Here is a 16331-nt window from a genome sequence, read left to right as displayed (position 1 = left end):
CGTCTTGCGAGGAGACACCTGCCACTGGGGCGTCAGGACCACACGACTTCGCCGTCCGCCATCTGCGCGCACTCGTCAGTTGCGCGCTCGGCGTCCACCGCATCTCGACCCGCGTTCGTGACGATCGCGATCCGCCCCTCGTGTCGGGTGAGACGGGCGGATTCGTGCCACTGATTTGCCCGACGACGGAAGCGCGGATTTGCCCGTCGGGTTGATTTGTCGCACCCCAGCTACCGATTGTCGTTGCTAGACACGCGGTCCGCGCGAAGCGCGGCCCGATGATAAACTCCGCGTAGCCCTCCGCCCTAACCGGCCAGGACTCAGGACAAGCGATCGGCGAGATCGAACAGCAGTGGCAGCTTTCGCACCGGTGCGGCAGGCCCTCGTAACGCTGCGCGCTTCTCGGCAAGCGCCTTGTCAAGCGACAGGCGCTTGCCGACGATCTGCAACAGCGCATCGAAGGGCGCCTGCAGGGTCGCCTTGCAACCGGCCTCCCCCCGCGTGATCGTTGTGCCGAGGTCGCCGCCTGCGACCGTAAAGCCCGCCGATTTCTTTCCGTGGGTGACCACCAGCCCAACCTTGACCGCCGGCACCGGCGTGCGCCTGGCAATCGCGTCCAGGCCGAGCAGCACCCAATCCGGCTCGAATTCGTCGTCAGCGCGCGGCGGAAACAGATAGCGCCCGCCCCATCGGATCAACTCACGGATCGCCGGCTGGACCTCTCGCCCCGACTCCGTCAATTCGTAGAGTTGCGCCGTCACCGGCCCCGGCCAGTCGATCTTCCTCACCACGCCGCTCTCGATCAACGCGGCGAGCCGCGACGCGAGCAAGCTCGGGCTCATGCCATTGAGGTGATTGAGGAGATCGCTGAACCGCCTTGGACCGATCAACAGCTCTCGGATGATCAACAACGTCCATCGCTCGCCGACGATCTCGGCCGCGCGGGCGAGCGCGCAAAATTGACGGTAGGTGGTGCCACTCATCAAGCAATGATGACTGCGCCGGCGTCTGAGGTCAATTTCGGTGCGCCAAGGCCATCAGGGGGCCGACGATCAGGAATTGCACAAAGGTAAAGCCGGTCTCGAGCATCATGTAGTCGACGATTGAACCAACCGGATGCTTGGCGGCAACCGCCAGCGTCGTGAACGACCACGACAATAGCCCCATCACAAGGCCATACAGCAGGCCCGCCTTCAGCGTGGACCCGCGATAGACGGGGAACAGCCGAGGATACGCCCAGGAGAAGATCAAGGCCTGGACCGCCATCGAGGCCAGGCCGAGCGAAATGATCGGGTCGGCCCGGTAGATGGCGAGAGTGCGGTACCTGTCCTCAAACCAAGCCAGATGCCAGAAGAAGCCGAGCGGAAATGTCGGAACGAGATAAGCGGCAACCCCGAGCCAGAAGTTACGGCCGGCCTTCGAACCTTCAGCTGCGGAAACAATCGACATCGACAGCTCCCTCCCGGCGGATCGGCCGCGAACAGACGCCGGCACGGCCACCAACTACATTTTTTATAGTATATACAACAAAAACTAGAGTCAATGCAAAGGTACACCGTTGGCGCGCTTGTCCGCGCCATGTAAGGTGTCGTGCGCCAGCAACCGCACGCCAGACCGCACGGAGGGGCGGAATGAAAAGGTTCGTAATCCTGACTTATGGCTACGAGTCCCCGACGCCGGAGATCATGGCAGCCTGGGGCAAATGGTTCGAATCGATCAAGGACGACATCGTCGACATGGGCCGGCTGGCCCAAGGTCGGGAAATCTCGCGAACGGGAATCGCCGACTTGCCACTGGGACCTCACTCGATCACAGGATTCATGATCGTCAAGGCCGACAGCCTGGATGAGGCCCAGAGGATGGCCGAAGGCAATCCCTCGATCACGAGCGTCAGGGTCTACGAAGCCTTGTCGAAATAGCTGGCGACGCGGTCTGCCCGACGGATGTTAGCGGGCAAAGTCCGGCTGCCAGTCGCGCAGTTCGCGTACGGCCCTCGTGACTGCGCCGATGGTCGTGAACGACGGCGTCTCCAGCATCATGCGGCGTGCGAGCTTGAGGCTGCGTGCTTCGCAGATCGCGCGCTGCTTCTCGTCGGCGATCCATTCGAAATCGATGTTGTGGGCGAGCCCGAGGATGCGGCGGATGGTCTTCGCCGCCGCGAAGCCGACGGTGTCCTGGAACAGCCGCGCCATATACGCCTGCCGTTCGGCTTCCAGCCGCACCGCGCCGGTCTCGCCCGCGAACAGCGACACCGGATAACCGTCGCCCCTCGCCTCGCTCCGCCATAGTGCCACGAATTTTCGCGCGAACTCGTTCCAGACGCCCTCGACGGTCTCCAGCACCCAGGCCTCGAACGACGCCCGCTCGCCAGCCGAACGTTCGTGCCCGGCGGAGGCCAGATAGGCCATGATGAGATTGCCGATGACGGCGCCGATATCGAATCCCATTGGGCCGTAGAAGGCGAATTCGGGATCGATCACCCGCGTCTCACGCTCGGTGACCATGATCGAGCCGGTATGCAAATCGCCGTGGATCAGCGCCTCCGGGCTCGCCAGGAATTTCAGCTTCAGCCTTGAGATCGCGACATGCAGGTCGAGGTCGTCGCGGAAGGCGGCGGCTGTGGCATCGAGGTGCGGCGTGGTCCAGCGGTTCTGCTCGGCGATGCGGTAGGGATCGGTGAAGATCAGGTCCTCGGTGATCTTGCACAGCGCATGGTTGCCGGCGAATGCCGCGATCCCCAGCTTCTTCTCCGCGGCCGACAGCGCGAGGTCGGATGAGAAGAACAGCGTCTGCGCCAGGAAGGTCGAGATCTCCTCGACGAAGCGCGGATAACTGATAGCCTCGATCAGTCCCTTGCGCATGATGATGTGCGGCTCGAGCAACTCCATCGCGGTGAGCGCGAGCGGGCCGTCATGATGCAGCACCGTTGGCACCAGCTTCGGCGCCAGCCGCGCCTGATGTACCAGCGCCAGGTGCTCGTAATGGGCCCGCGAGAGCGGCAGCGGCCAGCTCTCGCCGACGAGGCGCACATAGGGCAGCGCCTGCTTGACCGCGATGCCGCCGCGCTTTCCCTTGACGATGAAGACGAGATTGAGATTGCCGTCGCCGACCTCGCTGATCGACCAGTCGGCGGGCGCGCCGCCGAGTTCGGCGGCGATGGCGGGCAGCCCGGCCAGATAATCCCGCAGATCGGCTTCCCGGAGGATTCGATATTGGCTGGTCCCGGAGGAGCCTGGTTGCGCCTGCAGGTTCATCTTGGTCGCCTCCCACATTGACAGGCGAGGTTGATCCTCACTCCCGTTCCAGGAAGTTCGAGCCGATGTCGGCCTTCTTCCTGATCGGATCATAATCGCAGTAAACGCTGTCGGCGACCAGCGTGTAGCTTGCGATGATGGTGTCCTTGTTGAGCTTGACCGAATTCAGCCCGATCACTGCGGTCTGCTTGCCGGATGATGAGGCTTGCATGCAATGAAGCTCGATATAATTTGCAGGTATCCAGAGTCGCCGGTCCAGACGTGGCGTGCCGGCACATGGATTTCACTGGATCGATCGAAGCGAGGCAGGTCGGGCGATGGCCGACGATACGGAGACCATTTCGTTGCGTCCGACCATTGTCGATGGCGTCCGACAGGACGACGACTATGACGTTGTTTGGCGCGGCATCCCGGTTGGGCGGATTATGCGGCAATACGATAGCCGGCAATGGTGGTGGGGCTGCAATGTCTATGGCCGGCCGCCGACAACCGGCGACCGAGGTCCTGCGATCGATTTCAAGGACGGCCAGGTCCGCTTCAAGCTTGCTTGGGCGCGGGTCAGGCCGACCTTGACCACCGAGGAGATCGCGGTCGCAACACGGCATGCGGAAGGACTGGAGCGGCAGACGACCCCGGAGGCTCAGCAGGCCGGCCAGGACGCGGTTCAGATCCTGGAAAACAACCGCGCAGCGCTCCGGCAGCGCGTGCTGAAGGCCGGCACCATCGAGTTCAACGGCGGCGCCATCGACTGCGTGGTCCGAAACATCTCGGAAACGGGCGCAGCACTGGAAGTCACCAGCCCGGTCGGCATCCCCGAGATATTCAACCTGCTGATCTTGGGCGATCACACCAAACGGCAATGCCAGGTCGCCTGGCGCACGGACAAGCGGATCGGGATCAAATTCAACTAGAGGCCGCCTCCGATTTCGGAGGCGGCGCATGACCCGGCGTGCTCAGAACGAGATCTTCAGGCCGCCATTGCCGTAAAAATCGTTGCCACCCTGGCGCGCGAAGGTCTGCGATATGTTGGCCGTCAAGGCCACGGTGTCGGAGACCGGGGCCGCCACGCCCGCGGCAACGCGGCCATAGACATGCTGCGACGTCGTGTTCGGCACATTCCAGTTGTTGACGATCAGCGGCGCCGATGTTGCGCCGAACTGGATGATGCGCCCGTTGCCGATCAGGTCGTCGTCCATCGTCAGGTTGACGTAAGGATTGATCATCCGGCCGTTGACCATGAACGGAAAGCGGAATTGCGCGCCGACGCTTCCGATCAACGTTTCCGCGGTCTGCTGGCCGACGGCAAGCGTCAACACCGGATCGCCGGACTCGGTGTAGCCATTGACCTTCGCGCGCGCGTAGGTCAGGCCGCCGATCGGACCGATCTGCGTGCGGCCGGCGTCGAACAGGTAACCCACCTTGCCCGCGGCAACAAAGCTCGTTCCGTCAGAGCTCGAGGTGATCGTGTCGACGACGCCCGGCCGGCTGTTGCGATAGTTCTGCCAGCCGAAGGTGGCGAGCGCCTGCGCAAAGAAATGCGCGCTGGTCCAGGCGCCGTAGCCGCCGATCTGGTAGGCGTTAGCCTCGCTGGTGCCGCCATTGTTGAAGAAGCGCGCCTTCGGGTTGGAATAGTCGAACGCACCGCCGATGAACGCGTTGCTGTTGAGGCGATACTCGACGCCGATGGTGCCGCCGACGCTGTCGAGGTTGAAGCCGTTGGAGGCGACGGTGGCCTGGCGATCGCTGACGGCACCGTTGCCCAGCATGTAGAACGACCACGGACTGACGGCTGCCAGCGGCGGCGCCTTGAGGTACGGAGCCTTGGTGACCTGGGCGTAGGAGTTCATCGCCGAGGCCATCAGCGACGTCTCGCGGAAGGTGTCGAGCCTGCCGAACAGGGTCGATGCAAAGCCCATCGCCGACGACATGCCGAGATCACCCTGCGCCGGCAGCGTCAGCGGCGCATTGAGACGGTTGACGATGTATTGGCCGAGAATCGTGAAGCCCAGCGAGGTCAGATGGACCTTGTCGAAATAGAACAGGAACTGATTTTGCAGCGCCGGATTGCCGATGCAGGTCAGCGGACACGCGCCGACGTTAGCGACGCCGTAGGCGGCCGGGTTCGCCTTGATCAGATTTCCGAGCAGCGCGATATCCAAAAGCTCCACGCGCACGCCTGCGCGGGCGAAGCCGGCGAGCGCTACCTGCATCTGGGAGTTATAGGCCTGGCTATACGCCGACCCGATCGCCGCATTGGGGTTACCAGCGGCTTCCGGCAATTGGCTGACATCTCCGGTCGTAAAGACGATGTTGCGGGCGCCCGCCCCGACCAGCGCATTGATGCCGGCGATTGCCTGATTGGCGCTCAGCGTCGCGGCGGCGGGCACACCGGCCAGCGTACCCCCGGTTTGATAGTATTGCCGCGCATCGTTGCCACCGATGCTGATTTCCACGAGGTCGGAGGGCGCAATCGTTCTCCCCGAGGCAACGAAGCCCTGCCACTCCTGAGCAAAGCCGGGAATACCCGGGGCGACCGTATTGGTGAAGCCCGTCTTCGCGCCGCCGATGGCGAAGTTGTTTTGGGGAATTCCCAATAGCTGCGAGGTGGTATCGACGAAATTGGTGCCGCCGCTGAATCGCCCGGTCGGATAGGTGACGGGATTGGGGACCCCCAGAATCCTGAACAGATTGCCGGTGTCCGCGTAGCTGTCACCGAACGCCTGGATTGTCGAAAATGTCGTCTGCGCAACGACCGTATCGCCGGACCACGCAACCGTGGCTCCCGCCGACACGAGTGCGAGCAGCGCCAACCTGGCCCCCGCCTTCATGGCCCCATCCCCCCAATGTGTTTGTTATTGAGGCAAGGGTTTCACAGCGCGATCAGCGCGACAAGCGGTATCAAGCAACCCGGATCACAGATAGCATCGGCTGTGCCTTTGCAACCACAGTATGCAATGCACACCAGGATCGCGCAGGCTGCCACGCGCGTCTCGCCGGTAACAAGCGAAAGCATCACTCACCGACGTTATGCCGGTCGGGCTGTCAAGAACCACTCTCGCCTCACCATTCGAAGCGGGTGCCTATTCCGACGGACGTCGAGCCTTTCGCGTCGACATCCGACTCCACGCGGATGTGGCGCGTCACGTCCACATTGGCCGACAGTCCCGACTGGCTGGGGCTCGCGCCCGTCCGAACACCAACGCTCAACCTGTCGCCGATCGCGCGCGAGGCGCCGACCATCGGGCCACCCGCCCCAGTGCCCACATCCAGGCTGTCGACGCCGAGCGAGCGGCGCATGCGGTCGAGAGTCCCTTCCCCACCACTTGCGAACTGAGCCGCCGCCTCTGCGAGCTGCAGGGCCTGTGAGGTCGTGAGGCTACCCGAAGCCTTCTGGAACAGGATGCGCGACAGAATCTCGTCCTGCGGCAACTCAGGTTGTGACCGGAAGGCGAAGACCGGCCCGGCCGCAGGTCCCGAGATTCCGATCTGCGCAGTGATATCGGAGGCCTGTATCTCAGCCGTGAAATCAAGCTCAGGCGCGAGATCTCCGTTGAAAGAGAGGTTGCCTTTGGTGAAGGTCAACGTCTTTCCGAGCACGACCAACTTGCCCTGATAAAGCGAGAAGGCGCCCTTGGGCACGGGACCGTTGGCCGTGCCGCCCACATGAACCGAGCCGCCGAGCTCCGCATTCACCCCCCGGCCGTGGATGAAGACGTGGTTCGGCGCCGAGATCGTCACGTCGAGCGTGGCATTGAAGAGTGCGGGCCGCCCCTTGTTGCCTTTCAGCGCCTCGGCCTTGCGCGCAGCCGCGAGCCGCGCGGCGGCCTGGCCCGAGGCGTTGACATGGTCAATGCCGTCGATCGGCTTCAGCGTCGATGGCAGGCGGTCCGGAATGTCAACGCTGACGCGGGTCAGGTCGACGCGGCCGGTGATCCGCGGATCGCGTGCCAGAGCGCCTGTGACGTCGATGGCGAGATTCGCCTGAGCGGTCGCGAGCGCGCTGGCGGCAAGCGTGGCCTGTTGCCCACGGATCGAGATCGTACCTGGGAAGCCTGCATCCGGAGCCACTCTCACCTCGCCAGAGCCGGACAACGTGCCGCCATTGGGCGTCACCGCGCTCAGACGCTCCACCGCGATGCGCTCTCCCGCGGCGGTGACTTTCGCCTCGATGGCATCGAGCCGTGTGCCGAGCAGACTGTCGCGGAAGGTGCCTCCGCTCACGGTGGCGACCCCGCCGATCTGGGGCTTGGCACGCGTGCCGCCGACACGGGCATCGATCAGGACGGAGCCAGAAACGGTGCGGCCGGAGGCGGCGAGCGTGACATTGGCGACGGCGGCATCGAGACGGCCCTTCGCCGTCAGCGCAATCGCACCCGCGGCGGCGCGCGGCACCGTCCCCGAAGCCGTGATCGTGCCGGCCTTGCCTGCTGTGACGGTGGCATTGAGGCTCGTGCGGCTCCCCTCGAGTCGCCCATCCGCCGCGATGTCGATCGGCGGCAGGCCGGTGGTTCTGGTCTGCGGCGCGGTCAACTGCTTGACGGCCACCTTGAACTGGCCCACCGGGGCGCTCGCGGAGCCGCTGACCGCGGCGGAGGCGTCGAGGGTCCCGGCAAGGCCCAGCCCCGGCATTGCGACATCGGCTTCGCCGAGCGGGATTGCGTTTGCGGTGGCTTTGAGGTCGAGCAATTTGCCGGCCTTGCCGTCAACCGTGAAGCGACCGCCGCCAACCCCGAGCGCCAGATGTTCGATCAGCACCGTACCATCGTCGAGCGTGAAGCTCGCGGGTCCCTGCAAAGCGATCGTCTTGGCGCCGCGCCGCGCCGTGAAGCGGCTGAGGTCGAACCGCGTCCGGTCCCTGGCCATCAGCGCGCCCGCAGCATCGAAATCGAAGCCCGCCGCCTTGGCGGACAGGCCGATCGTGCTCACATTGGCATTACCCCTCGCGGTGAGTGTGATGTTCGAGACGGCCTGGCCGCCGACCTCGGCGCCGTTGACCTGGACATAAGCGTTGAGCACCGGATGGCTGTAGAGATCGGCGCCATCGGCGCGCAGGTCGAAACTGCGAACGGCAGATCCGGCGGCCCGGACTCCCGCGCCCTTTCCGGCAAGACGGATGGACTGCTGGCCGCCATCGGCCGAAAGGGCAACGTCGAGCGAAGCCGAGCCGACGAGGTCAGTAAGGGCGAGCGGTGACAGGTCGGCGAGCGAACCGGCGAAGAAGCGAACTTGCCCGCGCGCGAGGCTTTGCGCATCGACTGTCCCCGTCCCTTTCAGGGAGACCGAGCCGATCGTGATGTCGAGGGTCTTTGCGTCCCAGCCGGCAAAAGGGGGCGCGGGTTTGCCTGCCGCCTGATCCGCAGCACGGCTGTTTGCGATTTCGGGCCGGCGCGTATCGCGAGCATCGCGATCCAACGATTGGCGGCTGAGCTGGACAATCCCGCGCGCCCGCTTGCCGTCGACCGAGCCGTAGAGCCTGGCGTCGATGACACAAGGCCCGTTGATATCATTGACCGTCGCTGCGAGCTCGAGATGTGGAATCGGACGTCGCATCGCTGTCGCGCGATCGACGGAGGCAACGAGCGAGAGGCCCGGGTGAGCGAGCCCGCCGGTCAAGCGGAGGTCGAACGCCCCCACACCCGTCAGACGCGCATCGGCCGCCGCGAGATCGGGCAGATCGACATGAACCGACAGATCGCTCGCCTCGTTACTGACGCTGCCCTTGGCGCGAAGAGAGACATGGGCTCCGTCGAACGAAGCCTCGCGGACCGTGTAGGAGGCTTCACCATCGGCGCCGAGATCTGCTGCGAATGCGACACGCCGCCCCGCCAGCCCGTCCAGTGCCGAAAATCCCGTCGCGGGGTTATCGCCGGTGCCCGACAGTTTGGCGTCGAAGCGGTTGCGCTGGAGGTCACCGTCGAGATCGAGACCAAGCGCCAACGCGCCCGCGAGCTTCAACCCGGCAATGTCGCTGAAGCGAGCGAGGTCAGGCACGGTTCCGGTCGCGCGGCCGTGCACCCGATCGGGGCCGACATCGCCTGTATAGCTGGCTTGAGCCGCCGATGTGTCGACGTCCAACCGCTCGATCCTGGCGTGGCCACCCAGATCCGTGCTGCCGCGGAGCACCAGCGATGCGCTGCTGCCAATCGCCGATGCAAGACCTGGGTCGCGCGGCGCAATTCCGGAGGCTCGCAGGTTCGCCTCCAGCATGATGCGAGTGGCGAGGTCAGTGGCTTCGGCGCGAGGGACTGCGGTGATCGAGGCGTCGAGCGCGTCGAGGTTTCCATCCGGCAAACGGGCTCCCGACAGCGCGAGCTTGGCCGTGACATTGGGGGCCTTGATGGGGCCGCTGACGCGGGTGTCGAACACGAGGCTGCGGATCGAGCCTTGATCCGTTTCCGTCACCTCGCCGTTGCTCGGAAGTGCTCGGATCGAGGCCGAGAAATCCATCACCTTGTCGGCACCGAGCAGGCCCTTCACGTCGAGTCGGGCAAGGCGGCTCGTGAGCGTCAACGCGTTCAGCGCGACGCTGCCGTCGTCACCGATACGTGTCGTACTGTCGAGATTGGTTTCGCCTGCAAAGATCGGAGCGGCAAGCGCCGGCAGCAGCGGCCCGAGATGGCTGGAGAGGCGGCTTGCGAGAATCCGGCCAGCCCCGTTCCGGTCAAGGGTGATGGAGCCGGTCGCATCGATTGCCGGGCCGGCCTGGAACTTCAGCGCGCCGCGAAAGCTGTCGAGCGTGCCTTGGCCGCGAAGCGCGAAACTGACGGGCGGTTCGCCGGGCAAGTGCCCGACCTTCGACATCAATCCATGGGCGGGCTCGTCGAGCGTAACGTCAAGGGTGAGAGCATTTCCCTGCGGCACAAAGGCAAGAGCGGCCTTGAAGCGGCCCGGGAAATCCTTGCGCGTGGCGTCGAGATTGAAAACGAGACCTTCGGACGGCGAGCCCAGCTCGGTATTGCCGGTTGCCGCGACAGTCAGGGCCTCGCCAAGAATGGACTGGCCGAGCGTCAGGGAGTGCAGGTTGAAGTCCTTCACCTGCACTTTCACCGGGAGGTCAGGCAAGATCGGCTGATCGGCCCCCGCCACGGGCTGCTCGGACGGCAGCGGCTTGCGCCTGATGTCGAGCGCGCCGATCTCGAGGCGATCGATCTCAAGTCGACCCATCAGCAGTGCACCGCGCCGCCAGACGAGGCGCGCCCGATCGAGCGTCAGCCAAACGCCATCCCTGTCGGTGATGCTGACGTCGCGGACCGTGGCGTCGGAGGACAAGACCCCGTCAACCGCGCCGATATGGACCTGGGTCGCCGCAGTCGAGAGCGTCCGCGACACCAGCGCGGCGAGCATGTCCTGCTGGTTCTCGCCGGTCCTGCCCGCCATCCCGTAGAGAATGATGCCGGCCGTCGCGACAGCGACGAGTCCCAGCGCTACGACGGCGAGACCAACGATGATGGGCCACCGCATGCGCATCAGAACGCCTGCCCAATGCTGACATAGATCGCATAGCGGCTGTCGCCGGGACGAGGGTTCAGCGGCGTCGCGACATCGAGACGAATCGGGCCGACCGGCGTGAGATACCGCAGGCCAAGCCCTGCCCCGTAGCCGACATAATCGCTGAAGTTCGGCAAAGAGGAGCGCGAGGCGGTGCCAAAATCCAGGAACGGCACGATGCCGATGGTGGGCGTGATCCTTACCCGCACCTCGGCGGAGCCTTCGAACAGGCTGCGACCACCCGTGATCTGACCGAACATCATCGGCGAGATGGTGTTGAAGCCGTAACCGCGCACGGTTCCGCCGCCGCCGGCGAAGAAGCGATGCGAATCCGGAATGTCGGCCAGCGGTGCTCCGGTGAGCGAGCCCGCCGCTAGCCGACCTGCGAGTACGTAGTCGGCCTGTTCGTCGAGCGCGTAATACGCCGAACCCGAGACCCGGCCCTCGAAGAGATCGATCGTCGAGCCCATCAGCTTCGGGTAGGCATTGACGGTTGCGGAGAGGCGCACGCCGCGTGTGGGGTCGAGCAGATTGTCTGTCGTGTCGTAGCGACCGGTCGCGGTGAAGCCGACGAGCGTTGCATCGACCCGCCCGAGCACATCTTGCGATTTCGATTGCTCGACCTGAAGACCGGCCTGCACCGAGGCTGTCTCCGAGAAGCGATGGATCACGCCCAGCGTGCCGCGTACCGTATCGTCGGCATAGCCGCCGAGGTCGTTGTTGCCGACGCGCTCACGGAAGGCGGTGGCCTCGATCAAGAGATCGTTGGGCGCACCGAACAGGCCCGGCTTGATGAAGGTACCGGTGAACCGCGCGCCGAAATCGGAGGCATGGACATTGCTGAAGCCCTTGAAGGAGGTGCCATCGATCCGCTGCAACAGGGAGGCGGACGCATCGAGCCGCAGGCGCTCGCCGCCGCCGAACAGGTTTCGATCCTCGTAATAGCCCGCAATGCCGGGGCCATCGACCGTCGAATATTTCGCCGAGAGGCCCACTGCGTGCCTCGGCCTTTCCGCAAGGTCGATGAAGATCGGCAGGTTGCCGTTGGCATCGAGCTTGTCGGCCTCGCGGATGCGAATGCCGCCAATGGCCGGAATCTTGGCGATCGAGGTTTTTGTCAAAGCGAGCCGCTCGGGAGAATAAGGCTCGCCTTCCCTCAGATGGACATGGGTGGCCACCACCCGTGGGTCGACATCTCCGCCCGAGATCGTGACGGCGCCGATGCCGGCCTTGGGGCCGGCGTCGACCCGCAGCCGAAGGTCCATCGCGGCCGCTGCATGATCCACGGTCGCCTTGACGTCCGCGATCTTCGCGAGCGGATGTCCGTTGCTGCGGAACCAGTCGACGAGCTTGACCTGTGCGGTGCGCAGATCGGCCGATATCGCGGGATCGCCGGGCTTCAACGCAAAGGCGCGGCGCGGCAGCCCATGCGGCGCCTGGTCGCGCGGATAGTCGACATCAACGGTGCGCAGCTTGAACAACGGGCCGAGCCGCGCGGTGATCTTGACAGGAACCACCGTCCGGTTGCGAAAGGTATCGGCCCGCCGCACCGCGACGGCGAGCCCGGTCTCGTCGGGGGAGACGGCAACTCCGTCAACCGTTACATCGATCTGGGCGTTGTAATTGCCGAGGCCCCAAAGCGTATCGAGCAGCGGGTTGAGATCAGCCTGCAAGCGGCGCACGAGGCCTTCGCCGTCCGGTGGCGGCTCCTGCCTTAGGCGATAGGTAGCGGATGCATCGCGCAATGCCTGTTCGGCGTCGCCGTCCTTCTTGCCATCTGCCGTCTTGGCTTCGATCTCGATGCGATAGGACAGCGTCGTGGCGCTGACCGGCGGCGGGTCGTCGGAACCAAACAAGCCGAAGAAGTCGAAGGCGTGAGCCTGCTCGCACAGCGGCCAACTGACGACAGCGACAGTGGCACAACCCGCACGCAGGACCCGCCGCACCGCGGCGACAAAATATCTTCGCCTTGCCGGCTCCATCGAAAGAGCCCGGCATCGCGGCACCACTGTCCTCTGGATTGTTCCACTCCCACACTCGTCTATCGGCTCAACCCGAGTCTCCGTCGCTCAGGCTCCGCGCTCTCCCTGTCGCCGCATCTCAACAGGCATCACACGTTGATAGACACTATGATGGACAATGTTAGGGCAGCAGCAAAAACCACCTTCGTGATCTCCTGTTGCGTGAACGGGACCACGACGTTCAGAAAAGCTCTACGATTAGAAAATGCTCTGCGAAAAAATTGCGCTGCGAACTCTGTGGCACCGCGCGAAGAGTGCCGTAAGGCACGCTTTACTATTATGGCGATTGGACGGCATTTCGCGAATTGTCCCGGAACTGCTTTTCTAGAACGGCATGCCCATCATTTTCGACAGCCGCTCGATCGAGAGATAGCCGGCCTGGTAGGCCCACATCCCGATCGCAAAGATCACGGCCGAGATCAGCGTGGTCCAGATCAGCTTGCGTCCCATCCGCGCCATGATCGGCGCGCCGGGATCGGTACCGGGAGGCCCGCCGCCCTCCTCGTGCTGGCTGCGCACGCCGAACGGCAGTGTCAGGAACAGCACGACCCACCACAACACGAAGTAGATCGCGACCGCGGTGGAGATCTGGTACGCCATGACCTCAGGCCTGCTCGATCTCGACCAGCGCGCCCGAGAAATCCTTCGGGTGGAAGAACAGCACCGGCTTGCCATGGGCGCCGATCTTGGGCTGGCCGTCGCCAAGGACGCGGGCGCCGTCGGCGATCAGGCGGTCGCGGGCCGCGATGATGTCGGGCACGTCGTAGCAGACATGGTGGATGCCGCCGTCGGCGTTGCGCTCGACGAATTTGGCGATCGGCGAGGCGTCGCCGAGCGGCTCGATGAACTCGATCTTGGTGTTGGGAAGCGTCACGAACACGGTGATGACGCCGTGCTCGGGCAGCGGCACCGCGTCGGAAATCTCGGCATTGAAGGCACTGCCGTAGATCTTCGCGGCCTTCTTGGCGTCCTTGACCGCGATCGCGACGTGATTAAGCCGGCCCAGCATCTCTCTCTCCCTCGAAATTGCGCGCACCCGTCGGGCGCGCGTCAGACCGTCAGAACGTGCACGAGGCAGATCGGCTTCTTGCCCCATTGCTCGTTCAGCACCGCGCGCACGGCGCGGCGCACCGATTCCGAAACCGCATCCGGATCGCGCCGCCGCGCCCGCGGCAGGCCTTCGACCGTCGATACCACAACATCGAACACGATGTCGTCGAGCACTTCGCCCGCGGCATTCTTCTCCGGCATGCCGACGAGATCAACCTCCGGATCGTCGGCAAGCTCGCCCTGCGCGGTCATGGCGATGGCGACGAAGGCGCAGCCGGCAAAGCCCATCCGCCGCCGCTCGACCACGGCGCGCGACTTGGAATCCTCCAGGATGGTTCCATCCTTGTAGAGCCGGCCCGAAGGCAGTTCGTCGATGATGCCGGGCTCGCCGGGCCCGAGCTTGACCAGGTCGCCGTTGCGGCAGGTCAAGACCTTCGGCACGCCGGCGGCGCGCGCGAGCTTGGCGTGCTCGGCAAGATGCAGCGCCTCGCCGTGGACGGGGATCAGGAGCTGCGGCCGCACCCAGGAGATCATGTCGCGCAGCTCGTCGCGGCGCGGATGACCGGAGACGTGCACGAGGTGGTCGCGGTCAGTGATGATCTCGACGCCCTGCATCACGAGGTTGTTGATGATCGAGCCGACCGCCTTCTCGTTGCCGGGAATGGTGCGCGAGGAGAAGATCACGGTGTCGCCCTTGTTCAGCGTCACCTGCGGATGGTCGTCATTGGCGATCCGCGCCAGCGCCGCGCGCGGCTCGCCCTGGCTGCCGGTGCACAGCGCCAGCACCTTGTCGGCGGGGAAATGGCCGTAGACGTCGATGCTGCGGAACCTGTGCGAACCGTCGAGATAGCCGCATTCGCGCGCCACCTGCACCACGCGCTCCATGGCACGGCCGACCACCACGAGCTCGCGGTCGGCGGCCCTAGCGGCCTCGGCAACCGCCCTGACCCGGCCAACGTTGGAGGCAAAGGTCGTGACCGCGACGCGCCCCTTGGCCGCCCCGACCAGCTTCTTGATGGTGGCGGCAACCTCGGTCTCCGAAGGCGAGCGTCCATCACGCACCGCGTTGGTGGAATCGCCGACCAGCGCCAGCACGCCTTCATCGCCGAGCTCGCGCAGCCGCCGCTCATCGGTCGGCAGGCCGACGATCGGGGTCGGATCGATCTTCCAGTCACCGGTGTGCAGGACAGTGCCGACCTCGGTCCTGATCGCCAGCGCGTGCGATTCCGGAATCGAATGCGCGACCGGAATGAACTCGACGTTGAACGGCCCGATATCGACGCGGCCGCCCGACGGGATCACGGTGACCGGGATCTTCGGCGGATTGCGCTCGGCGGCGCATTTGGCCTCGAACAACGCCGCGCTGAACTGGGTCGCGTAGATCTTGCAGCCGAGTTTCGGCCAGAGGTCGATGATGGCGCCGAAATGGTCCTCATGGGCGTGCGTCAGCACGAGGCCCATCAGATTGTCGCGCTCCTTCTCCAGGAAGCGAATGTCCGGCATGATCAGGTCGATGCCCGGCAGGTGCTCCTCGTCGCCGAAGGAGACGCCGAGATCGACCGCGAGGAAGGACCGCTGGTGGCGATTGCCGAGGCCGTAGACCGACAGGTTCATGCCGATCTCGCCGACGCCGCCGAGCGGCGCAAAGGTCAGTTCGTCCGGCCGCGCCATCACTTTGCTCCCATCGAGGCTGCGGTGCCGAAATAGACCTCGCCGGCGGTGACCGGCACACTGCGGCCGTCGGCGGTGCGGACGATCAGGCAGCCAGCCTCGTCTATGGTGTCGAAGATGCCCTCGAGCGGCGCGCTGCCGGTCTGGATCGCGACCTTCTCGCCGAGACCAGCGGCGCGCTCCAGCCAGAGGCGGCGGATTTCGCCAAAGCCGCGGCCATTGTCCCAGACGCCGCGGAATTCGACCCAGGCGTCCGACACCGCGGCGAACAGCTCTTCCGCGCCGATCTGGACGCCGAGCGCCGCGAGCGACACGGCCGGCGTCGGCGTGCCCTCGGGCGCTGCCACCACATTGGTGCCGATCCCGACCACCACGGCCAGACGATGTCCGACCGCCTCGGCTTCGAGCAGGATGCCGGACAGCTTCTTGCCGTCAGCCAGCACGTCGTTCGGCCATTTCAGAGTGTATTTCGGGCCCTGGCCCATCCGCAGCGCGGCCTCCGTGCTGACCTTCTGCAGGGCAGCCTCGAGCGACAGGCCGGCGGCAAAGCCGAGCGTCGCGGCAACCGCGGGCTGGACGTCCAGGACCTCGAGGATGCTGCTGGCGAGATTGCCGCGCGGCGCGACCCAGGCGCGCTGGCGCCGGCCGCGGCCTGCGGTCTGCTCCGGGGTGACGAACCACATCGGCCCCTGTTCACCGTCGCGGGCGCGCAGCATGGCCTCCGCATTGGTCGAGCCGATCTGGTCGAATGCAGCGAGCCTGTAGCCCGCCGATGCGGCTCGGGGCCCGAGCGCGAACGTCATCTTGAGGTCTTGCGCATGATCATCTCCGACCGGTCTCCACCTCT

13 protein-coding genes are annotated in these 16331 nt (G+C 65.1%); 2 read left to right on the top strand and 11 right to left on the bottom strand.

Annotated elements, in window-relative coordinates; all coding sequences use genetic code 11:
- Positions 1-320: 320 nt before the first annotated feature.
- Together ACFFWD_RS33090 and ACFFWD_RS33085 are read right to left on the bottom strand one after the other, a co-directional pair.
- Entirely contained in the window at positions 321-983 is a 663-nt protein-coding gene (locus ACFFWD_RS33090) for a winged helix-turn-helix transcriptional regulator (protein ID WP_376972633.1), read from the bottom strand.
- A gap of 31 nt (positions 984-1014) precedes the next feature.
- Entirely contained in the window at positions 1015-1449 is a 435-nt protein-coding gene (locus tag ACFFWD_RS33085) for a hypothetical protein (RefSeq protein ID WP_376972631.1), read from the bottom strand.
- Between the two features lie 182 nt (positions 1450-1631).
- On the opposite strand from ACFFWD_RS33085, the gene ACFFWD_RS33080 reads away from it, so the two are divergent.
- Entirely contained in the window at positions 1632-1919 is a 288-nt protein-coding gene (locus ACFFWD_RS33080; RefSeq protein WP_376972629.1) for a YciI family protein, read from the top strand.
- A 27-nt stretch (positions 1920-1946) separates the two neighbouring features.
- Here the strand turns inward: ACFFWD_RS33080 and mtnK are convergent, their stop codons facing one another.
- Together mtnK and ACFFWD_RS33070 are read right to left on the bottom strand one after the other, a co-directional pair.
- On the bottom strand, positions 1947-3254 hold the full coding sequence (mtnK, locus tag ACFFWD_RS33075) for an S-methyl-5-thioribose kinase (RefSeq protein WP_376972626.1): 1308 nt from the start codon (positions 3252-3254) through the stop codon (positions 1947-1949).
- Between the two features lie 37 nt (positions 3255-3291).
- Positions 3292-3465 carry a hypothetical protein gene (locus tag ACFFWD_RS33070; protein WP_376972623.1) on the bottom strand — a complete coding sequence of 58 codons (174 nt, stop codon included), beginning with the start codon at positions 3463-3465 and terminating at the stop codon, positions 3292-3294.
- Positions 3466-3571: 106 nt separating this feature from the next.
- Here ACFFWD_RS33070 and ACFFWD_RS33065 point away from each other — a divergent pair, with 106 nt between their 5' ends.
- Positions 3572-4165 carry a PilZ domain-containing protein gene (locus ACFFWD_RS33065; protein ID WP_376972620.1) on the top strand — a complete coding sequence of 198 codons (594 nt, stop codon included), beginning with the start codon at positions 3572-3574 and terminating at the stop codon, positions 4163-4165.
- A 42-nt stretch (positions 4166-4207) separates the two neighbouring features.
- Here ACFFWD_RS33065 and ACFFWD_RS33060 read toward each other — a convergent pair whose 3' ends face one another.
- The 7 genes from ACFFWD_RS33060 to ACFFWD_RS33030 all read right to left on the bottom strand — a co-directional run bounded on the left by ACFFWD_RS33060 (position 4208) and on the right by ACFFWD_RS33030 (position 16287).
- Positions 4208-6082, bottom strand: coding sequence for an autotransporter domain-containing protein (locus ACFFWD_RS33060; RefSeq protein ID WP_376972618.1), 1875 nt, complete (start codon positions 6080-6082; stop codon positions 4208-4210).
- 232 nt (positions 6083-6314) lie between these two features.
- Positions 6315-10715 (bottom strand): translocation/assembly module TamB domain-containing protein, encoded by a 4401-nt coding sequence (locus ACFFWD_RS33055; RefSeq protein ID WP_376972616.1) that lies wholly within the window; start codon positions 10713-10715, stop codon positions 6315-6317.
- Positions 10716-10720: 5 nt separating this feature from the next.
- Positions 10721-12724 carry an autotransporter assembly complex protein TamA gene (locus tag ACFFWD_RS33050; protein WP_376972614.1) on the bottom strand — a complete coding sequence of 668 codons (2004 nt, stop codon included), beginning with the start codon at positions 12722-12724 and terminating at the stop codon, positions 10721-10723.
- A gap of 363 nt (positions 12725-13087) precedes the next feature.
- Positions 13088-13363: a DUF1467 family protein gene (locus tag ACFFWD_RS33045; RefSeq protein WP_376972611.1), complete on the bottom strand. Its 276-nt coding sequence runs from the start codon at positions 13361-13363 to the stop codon at positions 13088-13090.
- A gap of 4 nt (positions 13364-13367) precedes the next feature.
- A complete protein-coding gene (mce, locus tag ACFFWD_RS33040) occupies positions 13368-13772 on the bottom strand; it encodes a methylmalonyl-CoA epimerase (protein WP_376972608.1) in 405 nt (134 codons plus the stop codon).
- A 41-nt stretch (positions 13773-13813) separates the two neighbouring features.
- Complete coding sequence (locus ACFFWD_RS33035) at positions 13814-15484, bottom strand: ribonuclease J (RefSeq protein ID WP_376972606.1); 1671 nt, start codon at positions 15482-15484, stop codon at positions 13814-13816.
- On the bottom strand, positions 15484-16287 hold the full coding sequence (locus ACFFWD_RS33030; protein ID WP_376972603.1) for a biotin--[acetyl-CoA-carboxylase] ligase: 804 nt from the start codon (positions 16285-16287) through the stop codon (positions 15484-15486). The genes ACFFWD_RS33035 and ACFFWD_RS33030 overlap by 1 nt, the downstream gene beginning before the upstream one ends.
- Between the last annotated feature and the right edge of the window lie 44 nt (positions 16288-16331).

The sequence above is a fragment of the Bradyrhizobium erythrophlei genome (assembly GCF_042430365.1).
Classification (GTDB): domain Bacteria; phylum Pseudomonadota; class Alphaproteobacteria; order Rhizobiales; family Xanthobacteraceae; genus Bradyrhizobium; species Bradyrhizobium erythrophlei.
The sequence above is the reverse complement of the archived record's forward strand: the minus strand, read 5'-3'. Positions and strand labels throughout refer to the sequence as shown.

What these genes read in the sequence shown, in the direction of transcription:
- ACFFWD_RS33080 (WP_376972629.1), top strand. Translation starts at nt 1,632, where the DNA reads ATGAAAAGGTTCGTAATCCTGACTTATGGCTACGAGTCCCCGACGCCG.
- ACFFWD_RS33070 (WP_376972623.1), bottom strand. Translation starts at nt 3,465, where the DNA reads ATGCAAGCCTCATCATCCGGCAAGCAGACCGCAGTGATCGGGCTGAAT.
- ACFFWD_RS33035 (WP_376972606.1), bottom strand. Translation starts at nt 15,484, where the DNA reads ATGGCGCGGCCGGACGAACTGACCTTTGCGCCGCTCGGCGGCGTCGGC.
- ACFFWD_RS33050 (WP_376972614.1), bottom strand. Translation starts at nt 12,724, where the DNA reads ATGGAGCCGGCAAGGCGAAGATATTTTGTCGCCGCGGTGCGGCGGGTC.
- ACFFWD_RS33090 (WP_376972633.1), bottom strand. Translation starts at nt 983, where the DNA reads ATGAGTGGCACCACCTACCGTCAATTTTGCGCGCTCGCCCGCGCGGCC.
- mtnK (WP_376972626.1), bottom strand. Translation starts at nt 3,254, where the DNA reads ATGAACCTGCAGGCGCAACCAGGCTCCTCCGGGACCAGCCAATATCGA.
- mce (WP_376972608.1), bottom strand. Translation starts at nt 13,772, where the DNA reads ATGCTGGGCCGGCTTAATCACGTCGCGATCGCGGTCAAGGACGCCAAG.
- ACFFWD_RS33085 (WP_376972631.1), bottom strand. Translation starts at nt 1,449, where the DNA reads ATGTCGATTGTTTCCGCAGCTGAAGGTTCGAAGGCCGGCCGTAACTTC.
- ACFFWD_RS33055 (WP_376972616.1), bottom strand. Translation starts at nt 10,715, where the DNA reads ATGCGGTGGCCCATCATCGTTGGTCTCGCCGTCGTAGCGCTGGGACTC.
- ACFFWD_RS33065 (WP_376972620.1), top strand. Translation starts at nt 3,572, where the DNA reads ATGGCCGACGATACGGAGACCATTTCGTTGCGTCCGACCATTGTCGAT.
- ACFFWD_RS33045 (WP_376972611.1), bottom strand. Translation starts at nt 13,363, where the DNA reads ATGGCGTACCAGATCTCCACCGCGGTCGCGATCTACTTCGTGTTGTGG.
- ACFFWD_RS33030 (WP_376972603.1), bottom strand. Translation starts at nt 16,287, where the DNA reads ATGACGTTCGCGCTCGGGCCCCGAGCCGCATCGGCGGGCTACAGGCTC.
- ACFFWD_RS33060 (WP_376972618.1), bottom strand. Translation starts at nt 6,082, where the DNA reads ATGAAGGCGGGGGCCAGGTTGGCGCTGCTCGCACTCGTGTCGGCGGGA.